Annotated in this window: 20 protein-coding genes and 1 riboswitch; of the genes, 12 read left to right on the forward strand and 8 right to left on the reverse strand. The window is 60.7% G+C overall.

Annotated elements, in window-relative coordinates; translation table 11 throughout:
- Positions 1-19: 19 nt before the first annotated feature.
- Genes pduJ through pduA form a run of 8 tightly spaced genes read right to left on the reverse strand, consistent with a single transcriptional unit; the run spans position 20 to position 6505 of the window.
- A complete protein-coding gene (pduJ, locus tag FHW76_RS16790) occupies positions 20-295 on the reverse strand; it encodes a propanediol utilization microcompartment protein PduJ (protein ID WP_002915806.1) in 276 nt (91 codons plus the stop codon).
- A gap of 18 nt (positions 296-313) precedes the next feature.
- On the reverse strand, positions 314-664 hold the full coding sequence (locus FHW76_RS16795; protein ID WP_012540672.1) for a glycerol dehydratase reactivase beta/small subunit family protein: 351 nt from the start codon (positions 662-664) through the stop codon (positions 314-316).
- Positions 654-2486 (reverse strand): diol dehydratase reactivase subunit alpha, encoded by a 1833-nt coding sequence (locus FHW76_RS16800; RefSeq protein ID WP_183476852.1) that lies wholly within the window; start codon positions 2484-2486, stop codon positions 654-656. Before FHW76_RS16800 ends, FHW76_RS16795 begins: the two co-directional genes overlap by 11 nt.
- 12 nt (positions 2487-2498) lie before the next feature.
- Positions 2499-3023, reverse strand: coding sequence for a propanediol dehydratase small subunit PduE (gene pduE / locus FHW76_RS16805; RefSeq protein WP_008806303.1), 525 nt, complete (start codon positions 3021-3023; stop codon positions 2499-2501).
- Between the two features lie 14 nt (positions 3024-3037).
- A complete protein-coding gene (pduD, locus tag FHW76_RS16810) occupies positions 3038-3718 on the reverse strand; it encodes a propanediol dehydratase medium subunit PduD (protein ID WP_016161755.1) in 681 nt (226 codons plus the stop codon).
- Between the two features lie 10 nt (positions 3719-3728).
- Positions 3729-5393 carry a propanediol dehydratase large subunit PduC gene (gene pduC, locus FHW76_RS16815; RefSeq protein ID WP_032731191.1) on the reverse strand — a complete coding sequence of 555 codons (1665 nt, stop codon included), beginning with the start codon at positions 5391-5393 and terminating at the stop codon, positions 3729-3731.
- Between the two features lie 18 nt (positions 5394-5411).
- Positions 5412-6224, reverse strand: coding sequence for a propanediol utilization microcompartment protein PduB (pduB, locus tag FHW76_RS16820; protein ID WP_012540676.1), 813 nt, complete (start codon positions 6222-6224; stop codon positions 5412-5414).
- On the reverse strand, positions 6221-6505 hold the full coding sequence (pduA, locus tag FHW76_RS16825) for a propanediol utilization microcompartment protein PduA (protein WP_002915737.1): 285 nt from the start codon (positions 6503-6505) through the stop codon (positions 6221-6223). Before pduA ends, pduB begins: the two co-directional genes overlap by 4 nt.
- 524 nt (positions 6506-7029) lie before the next feature.
- Between pduA and pduF the strand changes: the two genes are divergently transcribed.
- From pduF to FHW76_RS16885, 12 genes are all read left to right on the forward strand, one after another.
- On the forward strand, positions 7030-7839 hold the full coding sequence (gene pduF / locus FHW76_RS16830; protein ID WP_012967303.1) for a propanediol diffusion facilitator PduF: 810 nt from the start codon (positions 7030-7032) through the stop codon (positions 7837-7839).
- A 202-nt stretch (positions 7840-8041) separates the two neighbouring features.
- Positions 8042-8953, forward strand: a complete 912-nt coding sequence (gene pocR / locus FHW76_RS16835) for a transcriptional regulator PocR (protein WP_012967304.1) — start codon at positions 8042-8044, stop codon at positions 8951-8953.
- 280 nt (positions 8954-9233) lie between these two features.
- Positions 9234-9412, forward strand: a riboswitch (cobalamin riboswitch).
- 92 nt (positions 9413-9504) lie between these two features.
- Positions 9505-10881 carry a cobyrinate a,c-diamide synthase gene (locus FHW76_RS16840; RefSeq protein ID WP_032755427.1) on the forward strand — a complete coding sequence of 459 codons (1377 nt, stop codon included), beginning with the start codon at positions 9505-9507 and terminating at the stop codon, positions 10879-10881.
- Positions 10878-11837, forward strand: a complete 960-nt coding sequence (cbiB, locus tag FHW76_RS16845; RefSeq protein WP_008806296.1) for an adenosylcobinamide-phosphate synthase CbiB — start codon at positions 10878-10880, stop codon at positions 11835-11837. The genes FHW76_RS16840 and cbiB overlap by 4 nt, the downstream gene beginning before the upstream one ends.
- 10 nt (positions 11838-11847) lie before the next feature.
- Positions 11848-12483 (forward strand): cobalt-precorrin-8 methylmutase, encoded by a 636-nt coding sequence (locus FHW76_RS16850; RefSeq protein ID WP_022065734.1) that lies wholly within the window; start codon positions 11848-11850, stop codon positions 12481-12483.
- Positions 12480-13619, forward strand: a complete 1140-nt coding sequence (gene cbiD, locus FHW76_RS16855; protein WP_032740947.1) for a cobalt-precorrin-5B (C(1))-methyltransferase CbiD — start codon at positions 12480-12482, stop codon at positions 13617-13619. Before FHW76_RS16850 ends, cbiD begins: the two co-directional genes overlap by 4 nt.
- Positions 13613-14218: a cobalt-precorrin-7 (C(5))-methyltransferase gene (locus FHW76_RS16860; RefSeq protein WP_016161751.1), complete on the forward strand. Its 606-nt coding sequence runs from the start codon at positions 13613-13615 to the stop codon at positions 14216-14218. The genes cbiD and FHW76_RS16860 overlap by 7 nt, the downstream gene beginning before the upstream one ends.
- Positions 14208-14777 (forward strand): decarboxylating cobalt-precorrin-6B (C(15))-methyltransferase, encoded by a 570-nt coding sequence (locus FHW76_RS16865; RefSeq protein WP_023323214.1) that lies wholly within the window; start codon positions 14208-14210, stop codon positions 14775-14777. Before FHW76_RS16860 ends, FHW76_RS16865 begins: the two co-directional genes overlap by 11 nt.
- Entirely contained in the window at positions 14770-15543 is a 774-nt protein-coding gene (locus FHW76_RS16870) for a cobalt-precorrin-4 methyltransferase (RefSeq protein WP_004149602.1), read from the forward strand. Before FHW76_RS16865 ends, FHW76_RS16870 begins: the two co-directional genes overlap by 8 nt.
- Positions 15524-16579, forward strand: a complete 1056-nt coding sequence (cbiG, locus tag FHW76_RS16875) for a cobalt-precorrin 5A hydrolase (protein ID WP_039102505.1) — start codon at positions 15524-15526, stop codon at positions 16577-16579. The genes FHW76_RS16870 and cbiG overlap by 20 nt, the downstream gene beginning before the upstream one ends.
- Positions 16579-17304: a precorrin-3B C(17)-methyltransferase gene (locus tag FHW76_RS16880; protein WP_008806290.1), complete on the forward strand. Its 726-nt coding sequence runs from the start codon at positions 16579-16581 to the stop codon at positions 17302-17304. The genes cbiG and FHW76_RS16880 overlap by 1 nt, the downstream gene beginning before the upstream one ends.
- The gene (locus tag FHW76_RS16885) at positions 17301-18086 is read left to right on the forward strand and encodes a cobalt-precorrin-6A reductase (RefSeq protein ID WP_008806289.1); all 786 of its coding nucleotides are present in this window, start codon (positions 17301-17303) and stop codon (positions 18084-18086) included. Before FHW76_RS16880 ends, FHW76_RS16885 begins: the two co-directional genes overlap by 4 nt.
- Positions 18087-18096: the final 10 nt, after the last annotated feature.

An 18096-nucleotide genomic window follows, 5' to 3' on the forward strand; every position in this document is an offset into this window, starting at 1 on the left:
AGTGCTCCTTGTTTCAAGGTCAGACGGATTTCGGCAGAATGGCCTCAACATCGCTGTGCGGGCGTGGGATCACATGGCTGGACTTGACCTCGCCGACCACGCTGGCCGCCGCGCTCCCGGCGTCAACGGCGGCTTTGACCGCGCCGACGTCTCCGCGGACCATCACGGTAATCAGCCCGGAGCCAATTTTTTCGTAACCAATCAACTGCACGTTGGCGGATTTCACCATTGCATCAGCGGCTTCAATGGCGCCAACCAGGCCTTTCGTTTCAACCAGTCCTAGTGCGTTATTCATATTGTGTTCTCCTGTGGATTAAGCATTGCGATCCCGAAATGGGATCCCTTTGACGAGACGAGCCGCATTGTTGCCAGTGTTTCGCCGGGCCAGCCTGTCCTGGTGATACCTCAGCGAAAACAGCGGAGTTGATGCGGGTAAATTTTTGTAGTGCACGATGAGCTGTTCCCGGTCGCAGGCGATGCCCACCAGCAGCGGCGAACGCTGCGCCGCCTGCCAGGCGTGATGGACAAGATCGCCGCCGGTCCGCGGTTGCAGAACGAAAGGAATGCCTTCCTCTTCAATGCCCAGCAGGACATCGCGCCACTGTTCGCTGCATTCGTCAGTGACCGCAATGACGATGGCGGGGGTGACGAGGCTACTCTCCATGCGTACCTCCTTTTTGCCAGGCAAGGAGTAATCCGCTGGCGACCGCATTGCGCGGGCCTTCACTGCCGCGGATGTTGCCGCGCCCGGCAACCAGCCGGTAGTGCGCCAGCGCGTCGGTGACCATCTGGGGGATCTCGAAATCGAGGGACGAGCCGCCCACCAGCACTACGAACGGGATGTCGCGAATGTTGCCGGTAGGGCTCACCTGGCGTAACGCCCGCAGGGCGTTGGTGACAAAGACGCGTGATTTGGCGCTACGGCGAATGGCGCGCACTTTCTCCAGCGGCAGATCGCCGGGCAGGGGAACCAGTTCATCCGGTTTCACCACGCAGACGCGGGCAAATACCGCCGGTGGTAAGGCCGACGGAAAAAACTGGACGCTGCCGTCTTCATGACGCAGATGAAACAGGCTTTCGACTTTCGCCAGCGGGTATTTTTTGATCTCTTCCGCCAGGTAGCGGTCCTCAAGCCCCAGCTCGCGGGCGATGATCATCGTGACCATATCGCCGGCGCCAGCCAGGTGAGTGGCGCTGATCTCCCCTTGCGCATTGATAATCGAGGCGTCGGTCGACCCGGCGCCCAGATCGAGGATCGCCAGCGGGCGCGTGGTGCCGGGAGTGGTGAGCGCCCCGAGAATGGCCGCTTCCGCCTCGGCGCCACCCACCTGAACGGCGATCTGCAGCTTGTGTTCAATTTCACGCGCAATGAGGGCCATCTGCAGGCGATCCGACTTGACCATCGAGGCGATACCCACCGCCTGCTCCAGCGAGAACTCTCCCGCCAGGCCGCCGGTCACACTGACCGGCACCGCCGTATCAACGGCCAGCAGATCCTGAATACGAATCTCCTGAGCTGGCTTATTGGTGAGCTCCGCCATGGTCTGGCGCACATGCTCAAGCATGCCGCCGATATTGGTGCCCGCTTCTCCCGCGACGTTGTCCAGTTTGCCGAAGCCGTCAACCGCCTTCATGATGGCTTCCGCCCCGGCGGCCACATCAACCTGTACGCTGCGCCCCTGAGCGATGAGCAGCAGATTCCCCGCCGGAATAGTCCGTGCCTTGACGTCGCCGGAGGGGGTTTTCACCACTACGGCCGAACGATTGCCAATCAGCGCCCGCGCCATTGGCACGATATTTTTGGTCTCTTCGGCGTTGAGATCGAAAACGGTGGCAATACCGTAGGGGTTGGAGAGCGTTTCGATGATCTTGCCGGGTAAAGCGACCTCGACCGCCGCCAGCATGCCAAGTGGAATACGGTCGATATGCTGAACTTCATCGATCACCGGCAGCGGTTGCTGTAGCCGGTTATTGACCAGCACGCCGTCATCCTGCTGCAAAATAATGCCGGAAATCTGATAGCCCGCTGCCGTCGCCGCATTGACCATCGCAGCGACATCGGCAAAGTCAAAGGCTGAGGAGACCACCAGAATATAGGGGGCGTCCGCAGCGCAGGACAGCAGCGCCTCCGGTGTGATGGTGATGCCGACCCCCAGTCCGACGCCGCCGGGTGTCTTCGGGTTGTGGCCGATCATGGTGGACTCGGTGATGATGGTTTCCGTGATGGTCTCCATCGCCACATCGCCAATGACCGGCGTGGCTTCGTTAATGCGAATAAGCGAGATATCGCTGACCTGAATGCCTGCCGCTTTTGCCGCCTGTGTTAGCGCCTCCTGAATACCGAACACATTACGTAATGTGCCTTTAATACCGGTGGTTTCAGCCAGCGCGCTGTGGCGGATGTTCAGCACACCTGCGTCATCGACCGTCGCCAGGGCGACCTCTGTCGATGAGTTGCCAATATCAATGCCAGCGATATAGCGCATGCTTGCCCCCTGTTAATCGTCGCCTTTCAGTTTCTTACGCTCGACGTACAGCCCGGCCGCTTCCCGAACAAAGGCGGCACAGATCCGGGCCTGGTAGCGATGCTCGAGGTCATCAGCGATCGCCAGTAGCTCCGCCTGGGTGGAACGGTATGGGCGCAGGGCGTTGTAGATCTCAAGGATCCGGTCGTCGGGAACCGCGGTGAGCTCGGCGGCCCGCTCAAAGTTCATCGCCAGCCGATCGCGTCCGGCATCCTGGGCGATCGCCGCCTGCATCCGCAGCGTTTCCGGGGTAATGCGCATGTCCTGCGCCGTAACGCGATCGCTTAATACGTTCTCCAGCGTCAGGTCATCGAGCGTTTTATTGGTAGCGGTTTTGACCCACTCCGGATGGCGGGTGGCTAACGGGTAGTCGCTGACTTTAGGCTGGCGAGCGGTGTCGTTTGTCGGTGCGGCTGGCGCGGGCGTTGCCCCGTCCTGTAGGCTGTTCATCCGGCTCAGCACGTCGCGTACCATGGATTCAATTGCGTCGGTATTCATCGGGATATCCTTTGTTAAAGCGCCATGCGCAGTTCCTGCGGGTTTTTGCCGGTCACTACGTATTTGGTCTCTTTAATGTGCAAAATGGCCGACTTCGCCTGGTATTTGGGACGAGCCATCTGATCGTTGAGTGTCGGCACTGGCTGTGGCGACTCGCGTTTGGCGTAGCGCGCGGCGTTTTTGCCAATCTGGCGGTAGGTTTCCAGGGTCAGCAGCGGCGCCTGCGGGAAGAGTTCCAGATTGGAAAGCGGCGGCAGGCCCCGCTGGTGGATGACGGTGGTGCCTTTCGACTGAATACCGATCGAGATGCCGGAGCCGCTCAGGCGGTTGCCTTCCACCGCCACGAAGGCGACGTCAGAAGATTTAAAGCAGCGGATCACCCGGGCTTTGATGCCTTCTTCCTCAATGCCGGCGATCACTTCGCGCAGGATATTTTTATGCGGAATGCCGACGATATTGGCGGTTTGCGCCAGGCCAAAGGCGGGCCCGACGGCAATGATGACTTCATCCTGCTGCGTGCCGGGTTTGGCTTCGCCGATTTCCGTCAGGAAGCTGTCGCTGGACACAGGCGCAACAGCGGCCGACGCGACGGAAGCGGCAGGCGCGCTAAAGGAGACCGGCTTATCTGCGCCTGATTTCATCTCCGACAGCACCTCTTCGATAATCTGGCGCAGCAGCGTTTCGTTAATTTCCATTTTTCACCCCTTAGCCAAGTTCATTGGGATCGAGCGCGCCCGGGATATTTTTAATCTCTTCCCAGCGCTCGCCTTGCAGGCGGTAGCCTGTTGCCGGACCGGCATAATCGTTCACGTCATTCACGGCCGAGAGCACCTGGCCTTCGCCGACGATGATGGCGGAGGTGTGCAGGTAGTCGCCGGTGAGCTTGGCTTTCTGAATATTGAGCATGTCCTGGGCGACATCGGGGAAGCCGCCTTTCGCCAGGGCTTTCACCACCTCCAGGCCGTTGCGGTTCTTGTTGATGATCTCCTGGGCAAACTTGATGTCCTCAACGATGTTGCGCTCAGGCATATCTTTTGAACCGTGGGCGTAAGTGGCGGCCTCCACCTCTTCATCCGTAATTGGCGGCAAACCCATGCCGGCAAATACCGCTTGCAGCGCGCGGGCGGCTTTATTACGAATGGCGATCACGTCCTCTTCACGCACCGGCCGCAGGCCGCCATCGACCTTCAGATCGCGCTGGATCACGTTGTAGTCGTCGAAGTCTTCGGCATCTTCGTTGGAACCGGCGAACATGTTGTCGTAGTTCGGCACCGCCGAGTAACCGGAGGAGATAAAGTCGGTGCCTGGCAGGAACTGCATCAGCAGGCGCGCGGTACGCCGCATATCCGAGTGGGTAAAGGTTTGATCGTTACTTGAGGCGCACTCCAGATCCAGCGCTGAGCAAATCAGGTTTTCCGCCAGTACGGCGCGGATACCCGACGGTACGGCGGACGGCACGCCGATACAGCTGACGGAGCCATTCTGCAGGCCTTGCACCCCGGCGGCTTTGGTGATGTAGATGCAGCGCGCTTCGAGATACAGCATCGATTTGCCTTCGGCATAACCCATCTGCACTTCAGAGCCGGAGCCGGAGGTAAAGCGCATTTTCAGGCCGCGCGAGGCGTAGGAGGAGGCGAGGAAGCCTTTCGACCATGGGGTGTCATCGCCATCGGTAAACACCGGTTCCGTACCGTAGACCGAAATGGTTTCGGCATAGCAGGTATGGCCCAGCATGCCCAGTTTCAGCTCGGTGGCTTCTTCCAGGGAACACTGGGTGAGGACGCCGGGGCGGCCCACCTGTGAACCGACCAGCAGGGCGATGGCGTTGAACGGCGCGTAGCGCGCCACGGCGACGGTGGTCTCCTGCTCGTCAAAGCCGCGCCATGCGCCTTCAGCGGCGTCGGCGGCAATCTGTACCGGGTTATCTTTGATATTGGTGACATGCGCCTGCTGGGATGGCGTGCGGCGGGCGCGCATTTTTTGCATCGCCATCATCATCTCGACCACGTTCATATGCGACACCACTTCGACGATTTTCGCCGGGGTCATCGCGGTAGTGAGCGGCACGATGTCGCTGCGTTTAACGTTCGGGTCGCAGAGCATATTGGCGAGCTTGACCGAATCCATGGCCATCACTTCTTCGGCACGTGCCAGATTAATACCGTAGCGCGCGATAAAGTGGTCAATCAGGTCGAACTGGTCAACCGGTTTGCCGTCGAGTTCGGTCACCGCGCCGTTGACGATGCGGATAGAGGGTTTGGGATCGTTAGGGCTTTCCATCGCGATAAAGCCCTCTTCGATCCACTCCTTAACGAAACCATCCTGATTCACAGGGCGTTTCGCCAGTGCTTCAAATCTTTTCGATCTCATGAATCAGCCTCGCGGGTATTAAATGTAGGAGGGGCGATCGTTTTTCGGTTCGGCGCCCAGCGTCCCCAGTACGGTTTTGCCGATCTCCCGGGCGGAGATCACCGCCTGGCGCACCGCGCCGGAGTCGCCGGAAATCACCAGGATGGCTTCGTTGCTGAAGCTGGTGCCGTGGGCCGGTGAGCTGTAAGCCACCACGTCGACGTTGGCTGATTTCAGCGCGGTATCGGCCATCAGCACGCCAACGGACGCCGGCGCGCCGACGATAATCCCGCAGGCGCGGCCCAGCGGAGCGCCGAAGGCTTTTTCCAGGGCGTAGCTGGCGCGCGCGGTATACTGCAGCTCGATATGACCCGCCTCGTTGCCGTAGACATCGCCGAAAGTACGGTCCAGCTCTTTCAGCGCGACCTCAATCCCGCGTTTGACGTCGGAAACATCGTTCCCGCCCAGCACAATCAGTGAGCCATGGCCTGCGCCGCCTTTGGTGTCGCGAGGAAGCTCAATGCTGACCACTTCGGTGTTGGTGGCTTTGACCGCTTCATCGGCGGCCATAATGTGCGGCCCGGCGCCGGTGCGAGCGCCGAGGATGCCGATAGAGCGATAGCGTTTTTCAAGCTTCATGGCTTCCAGCAATGCGGCATCCACGTTGGCGATGACCAGCCCGAGGGTGTCGCCAATGGCGGTCCCGACAAATTCCGTTAAGCTGCAGCTTTTCTCTGCCATAGCCGTTTCTCCTGTGGGATGGGGGGTATCGGGAAGCGCCTGCTGCTCTGGCGTCGCCACACGCGCTATGACTTGCGCCATGATCTGTTCAACCAGCTCATTGCTGCTCATTGGCTATTCCCCTTCGGTAAGATTTTTTCAACATCGGTATGGGGGCGGGGAATGACGTGTACGGCTTTCACCTCGCCCACGTGGCGGGCTGCGGCGGCACCGGCGTCGGTGGCGGCTTTTACGGCTCCCACGTCGCCACGCACGATGACGGTCACCAGGCCTGAACCGATCCTTTCATAGCCAACTAATAAAACATTGGCCGACTTAACCATTGCGTCAGCGGCCTCTATGGCTGCGGTTAAGCCTTTGGTTTCTACCATTCCTAATGCTTCTTGTTGCATAAAGACCTCGCAGGGTATGTTCCAGTGAGGGAACTATATGGCGGGGCGGCGAAAAAGAATGGCTGAGTTGATGGTGTAGAACGAAAAAATAGTGGTTTTTATATAATAATAAATAGTCATGATTTATTTTATATTGTTGTTTTTATTGGTTTTTATTTTACTTATTAATGTGATTATCTTGCGGATGCTGTTCCGTATTTACATTTTTGGGCGTGATTTTTTAAATTGTTTTTGCTATGCGATATTTTGCGTGGTGTGATATTTGTTGGAAAATAAGCACTGCGCTTTTGCAATTTTTTATTATTGAGTTGGAAATAAAAATATCCCCTGAACGCCCGCCATTGCTGCATGGATTCGCGAGCAAATAGCAATAAATTGCTCTTCTTCAGCGACTTTACGCCGCCCGTTTTCCGCAGGATGCCAACACTTTGCTGCCGCCGGTTTCTATAGTGGGCCTCGCCGTACCCAACGAGCCAGCGGATGGTTGGCTGGCCTGGACACGAACTACGTCAAGAGGTGTCACAATGAATGGTTCTTTACGTGCGCAATGTATCGCCGAGTTTTTAGGCACCGGGCTATTTCTGTTTTTTGGTATCTGCTGCCTGAGTGCTCTGAAGCTGGCTGGCGCCAGCCTGGGGCTGTGGGAGATCTGTATTATCTGGGGACTGGGTATTTCTCTGGCGGTGTACCTGACGGCCGGCATTTCGGGGGGGCATCTGAACCCCGCCGTCACCGTCGCCCTGTGGCTGTTTGCCTGCTTCCCGGGCAGAAAAGTGTTGCCCTATATCGTGGCCCAGGTCGCCGGCGCGTTTGGCGGCGCCGTGTTGGCCTGGATACTTTACAGCACCCTGTTTACGCAATTTGAAACGGTACATCATATGGTGCGTGGCAGCCTGGAAAGCCTGCAGCTGGCCAGTATCTTCAGTACCTACCCGGCGCCTGAGCTCAGCATCTGGCATGCGGCGCTGGTGGAGGTGGTGATCACCTCGATGTTGATGGGGATGATCATGGCGCTCACCGATGATGGCAATGGCGTACCCAAGGGCCCGCTGGCGCCACTGTTGATTGGCATTCTGGTAGCGGTGATCGGCGCCTCGACCGGGCCGCTTACCGGTTTTGCGATGAACCCGGCGCGCGATTTTGGCCCGAAACTATTTGCCTGGCTCGCCGGGTGGGGCGACATCGCGATGACTGGCGGAAGGGATATTCCCTATTTTATCGTGCCCATCATCGCGCCATTGCTGGGCGCCTGCCTCGGCGCCGCAATTTATCGTTTTCTCATCGCTAATAATCTTCCCTGTCATACCTGCGTTGAGGAGAAAAATACGCGTTAGCATCCAGTGAAAAATGTATTACTGAAATAGCAAAACTATTTCATGAACCGATATCACGAACCGCTCAAAAAGTCTCCCCGGGGTGGGAGACTTTTGTTATTGTCAATGCACTTTTTTATCGTCGACGGGATCTGATGCTAAAAAAGGGAAATATGAATAATATGTTTTATTTATAACAAAAAATTAACTGAGGGGTTTTATCATGATTTCTGCGAGTACCCTGAACTCAGAACTCATCAATAAAATCGCACAGGATTTTGCGCAAGCCACCAGTCTGGCGGTTGTGGTCGTCAATATTCACGGTGATGAGATTTCTGAACTGTTTAATTTCACGCCGTTTTGCCAACTCATGCGTCAGCACCCGGAGCACAGCGGACGCTGTCGCATGAGCGACCGCTGCGGCGGGCTGGAAGCCTCGAAAAATGACCAGCTGTGTATCTACCGCTGTCACGCGGGGTTAACCGATTTTTCCATCCCGCTGGTGATCGCCGGCCACCTCGTTGGCTTCGTGCTGTGCGGCCAGGTGCGTCTGAGCAATGATATTGAACTGGTTGATATTCTGAACGTGGATGACCGCTGGCAGGACGATCCGGCGCTGGTCCAGGCGTTTCGCGATGTGCCTGAGATGGACTATTCGCGGGTTATCGCTTCGGCGGATCTGCTGAAGCTGATCGTCGAGAATTGCCTGAAAAAACAGCTCAACTTTGTGGTTATCAAAGATAACCCGCCGCAGAACGACCCGGCGCAGGCCTGCCGGGCGGCCTCGCCGCACGATGGCAAAATGAAGAAGGCGCTGCGCTATATCGACGCGCATCTCTCCGATGAGCTGCGTCTGGAGGACGTGGCGGCGCACGTCTATCTCAGCCCGTACTACTTCAGCAAACTGTTTAAAAAGTATCAGGGGATCGGCTTTAACGCCTGGGTCAATCAGCAGCGGATGGCGAGCGCAAAAGAGCTGCTATGCCACAGCGACTGGAGCATTGCCAGCATCGCGCGGAATTTAGGTTTTTCGCAAACCAGCTATTTTTGCAAAGTGTTTCGCCAGACCTATCAGGTAACGCCGCAGGCATTTCGTCAGCAAATTAATGCCGGATCACAAACTGAGTCTTTTTAAATGACAATATTTTGCTATTGCCGATTTTTGATATCCCGGAGTATCTTCATCATTATAAAATGAAAAAAACGACAGTAGAGCAATAAATTGTCATAGCGCAACAAAATAGTGATATTCGAGGGATAAACTACACCAGTTTTTATTTTTGTGATGGGATAGAGTGTCCGTTAATACGAGACTGATGAATATCACAACACCGCTTCACCTCGCGGACGTCATTTTGCAGGCGATGAGGCGGTAAAAGTAAGCGTGAAACATTAACCGCGGATGCATGGCGCATCGGCGAATACAACCGACAGGTTCGACACCAGTTTGGTGTCAGGGAAGGGGGTGTAAATCCCCCGCAGCCCCCGCTGCTGTGATGCTGACGACCCCGCAAAAACCACTGATCGTAAGATTGGGAAGGGCGGGCGAGAACGAGGCTAAGCCAGAAGACCTGCCTGCCGGTAACTGACCAACAACTTCGGTGGGAAGTGGGTGGCTTAGCGGTGCGTGGTCGCAGGACCAGGCATGCGCGCAGCTATACCCCGACCACCTGAACAGGACAGGGTATGGCAACCAGGCGTGCGTTTATTCTTGCGGGTACCGGCAGCGGTTGTGGCAAAACCACCGTTACGCTTGGCCTGCTCAGCTTGCTCCAACAGCGCGGTTTGCGGGTGCAACCCTGTAAAGTGGGGCCAGACTACCTGGACACCGCCTGGCACACCGCCATCAGCGGCATCGCCTCCCGCAATCTCGACAGCTTTATGCTTCCCGCCCCGATACTCAACGCGCTGTTTGCCGAACAACTGCAGCAGGCCGACATCGCGGTTATCGAAGGGGTGATGGGCCTGTATGACGGCTACGGCATCGACCCCAACTACTGCAGCAGCGCGGCGATGGCCAAACAGCTTGGCTGCCCGGTGATTTTGCTGGTGGATGGCAAAGCGGTGTCGACTTCCGTCGCCGCCACGGTGATGGGCTTTCAACACTTTGATCCGGCCCTCAACATCGCTGGCGTTATCGTCAATCGGGTTAACAGCGACGCGCACTTCCAGCTGCTGAAAAGCGCCATTGAGCGCTACTGTCAGGTGCCAGTGCTCGGCTATGTGCCGCGCGTGGAAGGCGTGGCGCTGCCCGAACGGCATCTGGGGCTGGTGACCGCCCGCGAGTCGGTGGTCAATCAGCAGGCATGGCGGGATTTTGCCAGCCTGCTGGGGCGCACCCTCGACATAGACCGGCTACTGGCCCTCAGCGAACTGGCCGCCATGCCGGCCGGCGAGTGGGGGGAACAGCTTGCCGCCGACGCCGGCGAAGGACTGACGCTGGCCCTCGCCGACGATGAGGCCTTCAATTTTTATTACCCCGATAACCTGGCGCTGCTGGCGCGCTGCGGCGTGAAGATGGTGCGCTTTAGCCCGCTGCGCGATCGCCAGCTGCCGGCCTGCCAGATGATCTGGCTCGGCGGCGGCTACCCGGAGCTGCATGCGGCCGGGCTGTCCGCCAACCATGAGATGCTGGCGCAGCTTCGCGCGGCGCACCGGCGCGGGGTGGCGATCTACGCCGAGTGCGGCGGCCTGATGTATCTGGGCACGACCCTGGAAGTCACCGGCGGCGAGCGCTACGCCATGGCGGATATTATTCCTGGACACAGCCGAATGGGGACGCGTCTGACCCGGTTCGGCTACTGCGAAGCGCAGGCGCAGCAGCAGACGCTGCTGGCCGCTCCTGGCGAGTGGCTGCGCGGCCATGAATTTCATTACTCCGATTTTTCGCCCGCCACCCCTGCCGTACTGGCCTGCCGTAAACAGCGAGACGGTAAGACGCTCCAGCAGTGGCCGGGAGGATGGCAGTCCGGCAGCGCCTTTGCCAGCTATCTCCATGTCCACTTTGCCCAGCGCCCCACCATGCTCAACCACTGGCTGCGAGCGGCAAGGAGGGCGCAATGACTCTTCTCGCCTGGTGTGTGGCCTGGATACTTGATGTGCTCATTGGCGATCCGCCGCACTGGCCGCATCCGGTGCGCTGGATAGGTCGCCTGATCACCGTCAGCCAGCGTGTGGTGCGGCGCGTCTGCCATAGCGACCGGGCGCTGCGCATCGGCGGCGGGGTAATGTGGCTGGTGGTGACCGGCCTGACATGGGGCGTGGCCTGGGGCGCACTGGCGCTGGCGCACGGGCTCCATCCCTGGCTGGGATGGCTGGTGGAGGTGTGGATGATCTTCACCGTGCTGGCGGGACGCTGTCTGGCACAGTCGGCGATGGCGGTGGCCCGGCCGCTGCAGGCCGGGGATCTCGCCGAAAGCCGGCATAAGCTCTCCTGGATTGTCGGGCGCGACACCTCTCAGCTCCAGCCAGCGCAGATCAACCGTGCGGTGGTGGAGACCGTGGCGGAAAACACGGTGGATGGCATTATCGCGCCGCTCTTTTTCCTGCTGCTGGGCGGCGCGCCGCTGGCCATGGCCTATAAAGCGGTCAACACCCTCGATTCCATGGTCGGCTATAAACACGAAAAATACCGGGCGATCGGCATGGTCAGCGCCCGTCTTGATGATGTAGCCAACTTCCTTCCCGCCCGGCTGAGCTGGCTGCTGCTCAGCCTTGCCGCAGTGCTATGCCGGGAAGATGGCGCCCGGGCGCTGCGTACGGGCTGGCGCGATCGTTATCAGCACAGCAGTCCTAACTGCGCCTGGCCGGAAGCGACCGTCGCCGGCGCGCTGGGGATCCGCCTTGGCGGCCCGAACGATTACTTCGGCCAGCGCGTTGAAAAGCCCTGGATAGGCGACGCCGTCCGCGACATCGCGGTGGACGATATTTCCCGAACCATTCGATTAATGTGGGTGGCGTCAAGCCTGGCGCTGGCGCTATTTATCGGCGTGCGCTACTGGCTGGTCGGCGCGGCCTGAGGAGAACCTGATGCAGTACATCCAACAACCGCAGGCGATCGAGGCGAAAAGCTTCGACATCATCAGCGAGATCATCGCCGAAACGCGACCGGACTACCGTTTCGCCAGCTCGCTGCACGAGGCGATTATCAAGCGGGTGATCCACACCACCGCTGACTTCGACTGGCTGGATATTCTGTGGTTTTCTCCGGATGCCCTGATCGCGCTGAGCGAGGCGTTGAGCCGGCCCTGCATGCTGTATACCGATACCACCATGGCGTTGTCCGGGATCAACAAAACCCTGCTGGCCCGCTTTGGCGGCGAATGCCGCTGCTATATCAGCGACCCACGGGTGGTGCGCGAGGCGCAAAGCCGGGGGATGACCCGCTCGATGGCGGCGGTGGATATTGCGGTGCAGGAGCCCGGGGAGAAAGTGTTCGTCTTCGGCAATGCGCCAACCGCACTGTTTCGCCTGCTGGAACATCGCGAGACGGCCATCGGCGGCGTGGTGGGGGTGCCGGTCGGGTTCGTCGGCGCCGCGGAGTCGAAAGCGGCGCTCAGCGAGAGCGGCCTGCCGGCCATCGCCGCGCTCGGCCGCAAGGGGGGAAGCAACGTGGCGGCAGCGATTGTGAACGCTCTGCTTTACCACCTGCGGGAGGCGCAATGAGCGATCAGACCTTTGACGCCCCGGTGTGGCATCACGGCAAAGCGCTGCGCAAGGGCTACACCACCGGCTCCTGCGCCACGGCGGCGGCAAAAGTGGCGGCGCTGATGGTGATGCGCCAGCATCTGATCCACCAGGTCTCGATCGTCACCCCCTCCGGCGTCACCCTGTGCCTGAACGTCGAGTCTCCGCACGTCGAAGGGCAGCAGGCGGTCGCCGCGATCCGTAAAGACGGCGGCGATGATGTCGACGCCACCCACGGCATGCTGATTTTTGCCCGGGTGACCCTCAATGACAGCGGAGAGATTAGCCTGCAGGGCGGCGAGGGCATCGGCACGGTGACCCGCAAAGGGATCGGTCTGCCGACAGGCAGCCCGGCGATAAACCGTACTCCGCGGCACACCATCGAGACCGCCGTTCGCGAAGCGATTGGCCCTTCCCGTGGCGCGCAGGTGGAGATCTTTGCCCCGGAAGGTGTACTTCGCGCGCAAAAAACCTATAACGCGCGGCTGGGGATCCTCGGCGGCATCTCGATTATCGGCACCACCGGGATCGTCACCCCGATGTCGGAAGAGAGCTGGAAGCGCTCGCTCTCCCTCGAGCTGGAGATAAAACGCGCCGCCGGGCTGGAGCGCGTGGTGCTGGTGCCGGGCAACCACGGCGAGCGCTTTGTCCGCGAGCAGATGGGCATCGACCCGCAGGTGGTGGTCACCATGAGCAACTTCGTCGGCTACATGATTGAAGAGGCGGTCCGGCTCGGTTTCCGCCAGATTGTGCTCATCGGCCACCCCGGCAAACTGATCAAAATCGCCGCCGGGATCTTTCATACCCACAGCCATATCGCCGATGCGCGGATGGAAACCCTCGTCGCCCATCTGGCGCTGCTTGGCGCGCCGTTGCCGCTGCTGACGCTGGTCAGCGAGTGCGACACCACCGAAGCGGCAATGGAGCATATCGACGCCTGGGGATACCAGCGCCTCTATAACCATCTGGCTGAGCGTATCTGCCAGCGCGTTCTTGAGATGCTGCGCTTCACTCAGCACCCGCCCACCTGCGACGCGGTTCTGTTTTCTTTTGATAACCAGGTGCTGGGCAGCAGCCGTCCGCTGGCGGCGATTGCCCGGGAGCTGACATGTTGACGGTCGTGGGAATGGGCCCGGCGGGGCTGCAGTGGCTGGCCCCGGCCGCGCGCGAGGCAATCGCCGCCGCCGAGGCGCTGGTGGGCGGCAGCCGCCACCTCCGGCAGTTTCCCGCCTTCGCCGGCGAGCGCTTTGCGCTGGGGGCTGATATTCCGGCGCTGCTGGCGTGGATCGAGGCCCGCGCCGGGCGCCGCGTCGTGGTGCTGGCCTCCGGCGATCCGCTGTTCTATGGCATTGGCACCCGGCTGATTGCCCATTTTGGCCGGGAACGGGTGCAGGTGATCCCTGGCATCAGCGCGGTGCAGTACCTCTGCGCCCGGGCGGGCATCGACATGAACGACATGTGGCTGACCAGCAGCCATGGCCGGGAGTTGAGCGTCGATGCGCTGGCCGCCCACCGGAAAGTCGCCATGGTGACCGACGGCCGCTGCGGGCCGCGGGAGATTGCCGCCCAACTGACGGCCCGCGGCAAAGGCCACCGCTGGATGGTGATCGGCGAAAATCTGGCGATGGAAAACGAGCGGATCCACTGGCTGCCGGTCAGCGCCGTGGAGGACGAATATGAGATGAATGCGGTGGTGATCCTCGATGAAAGATGAGCTGTTTTTGCGCGGCGCCCAGGTGCCGATGACCAAAGAGGCCGTGCGCGCGCTGGCGCTGGCGAAGCTGGAGCTGCACCGGGCGCGCCACCTGATTGATATCGGCGCGGGCACCGGCAGCGTCAGCATTGAGGCCGCCCTGCAGAACCCGGCGCTGCGGGTGACGGCGATTGAGCGTCAGGCCGACGCGCTGCGCCTGCTGGCGGACAACCGGCAGCGCTTTGGCTGCGACAACATCGCTATCGTGGCGGGCGTTGCGCCGCTGGCGGTCGCCGACAAAGCCGACGCGATCTTTATGGGGGGCAGCGGCGGCCACCTGACGGCGCTGATCGACTGGTCGCTGGCGCAGCTGCATCCCGGCGGCCGGCTGGTGATGACTTTTATTTTGCAGGAAAACCTTCATAGCGCCCTGGGGCACCTGCAGCAGTGCGGCATCCACGAGGTGGACTGCCAGCAGCTGGCGGTCTCCACCCTGGCTACCCTGGGCAGCGGCCACTATTTCAAACCCCATAATCCCGTTTTTGTCATCGCCTGTCAGAAGGAAGAAAACCATGGCTGAGACTTTTGATCCCCATTGCGTGTGGTTCGTCGGCGCCGGTCCGGGCGATCGTGAACTGATTACTCTCAAAGGCTACCGTCTGCTGCAGCAGGCGCAGGTGGTGATCTACGCCGGGTCGCTGATCAACACCGAGCTGCTGGCCTACTGTCCGCCACAGGCGGAGTGCCACGACAGCGCCGCGCTGCATCTGGAGCAGATCCTCGACCTGATGGAGGCGGGGGTGAAGGCGGGAAAAACGGTGGTGCGTCTGCAGACGGGCGACGTCTCGCTGTATGGCTCGGTGCGCGAGCAGGGCGAAGAGTTGACCCGCCGCGGGATCCGCTGGCAGGTGGTGCCGGGCGTCAGCGCTTTCCTCGGCGCGGCGGCGGAGCTGGGGGTGGAGTATACGGTGCCCGAAGTCTCGCAGAGTCTGATTATTACCCGTCTGGAAGGGCGCACGCCGGTTCCCGCGCGCGAACAGCTGGAGGCCTTTGCCAGCCATCAAACCTCGATGGCGATTTACCTGTCGGTGCAACGTATTCACCGGGTGGCGGAGCGGCTGGTGGAGGGCGGCTACCCCGCGACCACCCCGGTCGCGGTGATTTACAAGGCCACCTGGCCGGAAAGCCAGACCGTCCGCGGTACCCTCGCGGACATCGGCGACAAAGTACGCGACGCCGGGATCCGCAAAACGGCGCTGATCCTGGTCGGCCCCTTCCTCGGCGATGAGTATCACTACTCAAAACTGTACGCAGCGGATTTTAGCCATGAATACCGTAAAGCCTGAATCCATTGCCCTGTTTTGCCTGACGCCCGGCGGCGTGCGGCTGGCAAAACGGCTGGCGGCCATGCTGCCGCTCACCTGCTACACCAGCGAAGCGCTGCAGGAAGAGGGGTTTATCCCCTTCAACGGCGGCTTTGCCAGCGCAGCCCGCGAGGCATTCAGCAGCTTCTCGGCGCTGATTTTTATCGGCGCCACCGGGATTGCCGTGCGGGTGCTGGCCCCGCTGGTGAATGACAAGTTCAGCGACCCGGCGGTGGTGGTGATTGATGAGCGCGCCCGGCACGTCATCAGCCTGCTCTCCGGCCATGCCGGGGGGGCGAATGCGCTGACCCGCTATCTGGCCGGGATGCTCGACGCCGACCCGGTGATCACCACCGCCACCGATGTCAACGAGCTGGCCGCCCTCGACACGTTGGCCTTCCAGCTGAACGCCCGGATGACCGATTTTCGCGCGGCGGTGAAAACCGTCAACCAGATGCTGGTGAGCGGCAAGCGGGTGGGGCTGTGGTGCGACGGCGAATTCACCGAGGCGCTAAGCCGGTGCGACCAACGCGGCTTTATCCCGGTAAGCGACCTGGCGCGCTTGCCGGCGCTCGACGCGCTGATCTGCGTCACCCTGCGCCGGTCGCTGCCGTCGCTGCCGGTACCTCACTGGAAGCTGGTGCCCCAGCGGGTGGTGGCGGGCATCGGCTGTCGGCGCGACACCCCCTGTTCCTTGCTCTGTACGTTGCTGGATCGCCAGCTTGCCGCTCAGCGTCTTGACCCGCTGGCGCTGAAAGCGATCGGCAGCGTGAGCCTGAAGGCAAACGAGCCGGGGTTGCGCCAGTTGGCTCACCGCTGCCGGGTGCCGTTCGAAACCTTCAGCGCCGAGGCGCTGCGCGAGCACGAGCACCGCTTTCCGGCCTCGTCTTTTGTCCGGGAGACGGTCGGCGTCGGCAGCGTCTCCGGTCCGGTGGCCTGGCTGCTGAGTCAGGGAAACCTGTCCGGCGAAACCCTGCGCGAGCAGGGCGTGACCATTACTTTGGGAGTAACACACTGATGTTAAGCGTAATCGGAATTGGCCCTGGCTCGCAGGCGATGATGACCATGGAAGCCGTGGAGGCCCTGCAGGCGGCAGAGATTGTGGTGGGCTACAAGACCTACACCCACCTGGTAAAAGCCTTTACCGGTGACAAGCAGGTGATCAAAACCGGCATGTGCAAAGAGATTGAACGCTGCCAGGCCGCCATTGAGCTGGCGCAGGCCGGGAACAACGTTGCGCTGATCAGCAGCGGCGACGCCGGCATCTACGGCATGGCGGGGCTGGTGCTGGAGCTGGTCAATAAGCAGCAGCTGGACATTGAGGTCCGTCTGATCCCAGGGATGACGGCGAGTATCGCCGCCGCCTCGCTGCTCGGCGCGCCGCTGATGCATGATTTCTGCCATATCAGCCTCAGCGATCTGCTGACGCCGTGGCCAGTGATTGAAAAACGCATTGTCGCCGCAGGGGAAGCAGACTTCGTTATCTGTTTTTACAACCCCCGCAGCCGCGGCCGCGAAGGGCATCTGGCGCGCGCCTTTGCGCTGCTGGCGGCCAGCAAAAGCCCGGACACGCCGGTCGGCGTAGTCAAATCCGCCGGGCGCAAAAAGCAGGAGAAATGGCTGACCACCCTCGGAGAGATGGATTTTGCCCCGGTGGATATGACCAGTCTGGTCATCGTCGGCAACAAAGCGACTTACATCGACAACGGTCTGATGATCACCCCGCGAGGCTACGCGCTGTGAACCACGGCGACGTGCTGGTTATCGGGGGCACCAGCGATGCGCGGGCGATCTGCCAGCAGCTGGACGCCGCCGGCGTGCGCTACACCCTGTCGGTGGCGACCCCCACCGGCGAGCGGCTGGCCGGCGATATCCGCGGGCGGATACGCTGCGGGCGCATGGAGTGGCAGCAGATGGCGGAGTGGCTCAGGGCGCAGCGCACCCGCTGGGTGATTGACGCCTCTCACCCCTACGCCGAAGTGGTCAGCCAGAATATTGTGCGCGCCTGCGCCAGCGTCGGGGTCCTGCTCAGCCGCTATCAAAGGCCGGAGCAGCTGAGCGATCTGCGCCATCCGCTACTTCACGTGGTCGGCGATCTGAACGAGGCCTGCGCGCTGGCCCGTCGCCTCGGGGAGCGGATCCTGCTGACCACCGGCAGCAAAGATCTGGCGGCCTGGCGGGCGGGACTGGCGGAGAAAACGCTGCTCGCCCGGGTGCTGCCGGTGCCGGAGGTGGTTCAGCACTGTAGCGATCTGGGGTTTGGCGTCGGGGAAATCTTTGCCCTCTGCGGGCCGTTCAGCGCCGAATTTAACGCCGCCTTTTATCGCCAGTGCCGGGCTGATGTTGTGGTCACGAAAGCCTCGGGCGCGGAAGGGGGCTATCAGGAAAAAGTACAACCCTGTCTTGATGCGGGGATCCCCTGCATCGTCATTACCCGCCCGGCGCCGCTGGTGAAGGGCGATGAATTACTGGAAAGCCAGGCCGATTTCGCTACGCGGCTGACGCGCTGGCTGTCGGCGACTTGAGGAACAGGAT

This window comes from Klebsiella sp. RC2, assembly GCF_014192815.1.
Lineage (GTDB): Bacteria > Pseudomonadota > Gammaproteobacteria > Enterobacterales > Enterobacteriaceae > Klebsiella > Klebsiella variicola.

Bases quoted from the DNA above. Each gene is read 5' to 3' on its own strand.
- pduJ (WP_002915806.1), bottom strand. From the start codon at position 295: ATGAATAACGCACTAGGACTGGTTGAAACGAAAGGCCTGGTTGGCGCC.
- FHW76_RS16795 (WP_012540672.1), bottom strand. From the start codon at position 664: ATGGAGAGTAGCCTCGTCACCCCCGCCATCGTCATTGCGGTCACTGAC.
- FHW76_RS16800 (WP_183476852.1), bottom strand. From the start codon at position 2,486: ATGCGCTATATCGCTGGCATTGATATTGGCAACTCATCGACAGAGGTC.
- pduE (WP_008806303.1), bottom strand. From the start codon at position 3,023: ATGAATACCGACGCAATTGAATCCATGGTACGCGACGTGCTGAGCCGG.
- pduD (WP_016161755.1), bottom strand. From the start codon at position 3,718: ATGGAAATTAACGAAACGCTGCTGCGCCAGATTATCGAAGAGGTGCTG.
- pduC (WP_032731191.1), bottom strand. From the start codon at position 5,393: ATGAGATCGAAAAGATTTGAAGCACTGGCGAAACGCCCTGTGAATCAG.
- pduB (WP_012540676.1), bottom strand. From the start codon at position 6,224: ATGAGCAGCAATGAGCTGGTTGAACAGATCATGGCGCAAGTCATAGCG.
- pduA (WP_002915737.1), bottom strand. From the start codon at position 6,505: ATGCAACAAGAAGCATTAGGAATGGTAGAAACCAAAGGCTTAACCGCA.
- pduF (WP_012967303.1), top strand. From the start codon at position 7,030: ATGAATGGTTCTTTACGTGCGCAATGTATCGCCGAGTTTTTAGGCACC.
- pocR (WP_012967304.1), top strand. From the start codon at position 8,042: ATGATTTCTGCGAGTACCCTGAACTCAGAACTCATCAATAAAATCGCA.
- FHW76_RS16840 (WP_032755427.1), top strand. From the start codon at position 9,505: ATGGCAACCAGGCGTGCGTTTATTCTTGCGGGTACCGGCAGCGGTTGT.
- cbiB (WP_008806296.1), top strand. From the start codon at position 10,878: ATGACTCTTCTCGCCTGGTGTGTGGCCTGGATACTTGATGTGCTCATT.
- FHW76_RS16850 (WP_022065734.1), top strand. From the start codon at position 11,848: ATGCAGTACATCCAACAACCGCAGGCGATCGAGGCGAAAAGCTTCGAC.
- cbiD (WP_032740947.1), top strand. From the start codon at position 12,480: ATGAGCGATCAGACCTTTGACGCCCCGGTGTGGCATCACGGCAAAGCG.
- FHW76_RS16860 (WP_016161751.1), top strand. From the start codon at position 13,613: ATGTTGACGGTCGTGGGAATGGGCCCGGCGGGGCTGCAGTGGCTGGCC.
- FHW76_RS16865 (WP_023323214.1), top strand. From the start codon at position 14,208: ATGAAAGATGAGCTGTTTTTGCGCGGCGCCCAGGTGCCGATGACCAAA.
- FHW76_RS16870 (WP_004149602.1), top strand. From the start codon at position 14,770: ATGGCTGAGACTTTTGATCCCCATTGCGTGTGGTTCGTCGGCGCCGGT.
- cbiG (WP_039102505.1), top strand. From the start codon at position 15,524: ATGAATACCGTAAAGCCTGAATCCATTGCCCTGTTTTGCCTGACGCCC.
- FHW76_RS16880 (WP_008806290.1), top strand. From the start codon at position 16,579: ATGTTAAGCGTAATCGGAATTGGCCCTGGCTCGCAGGCGATGATGACC.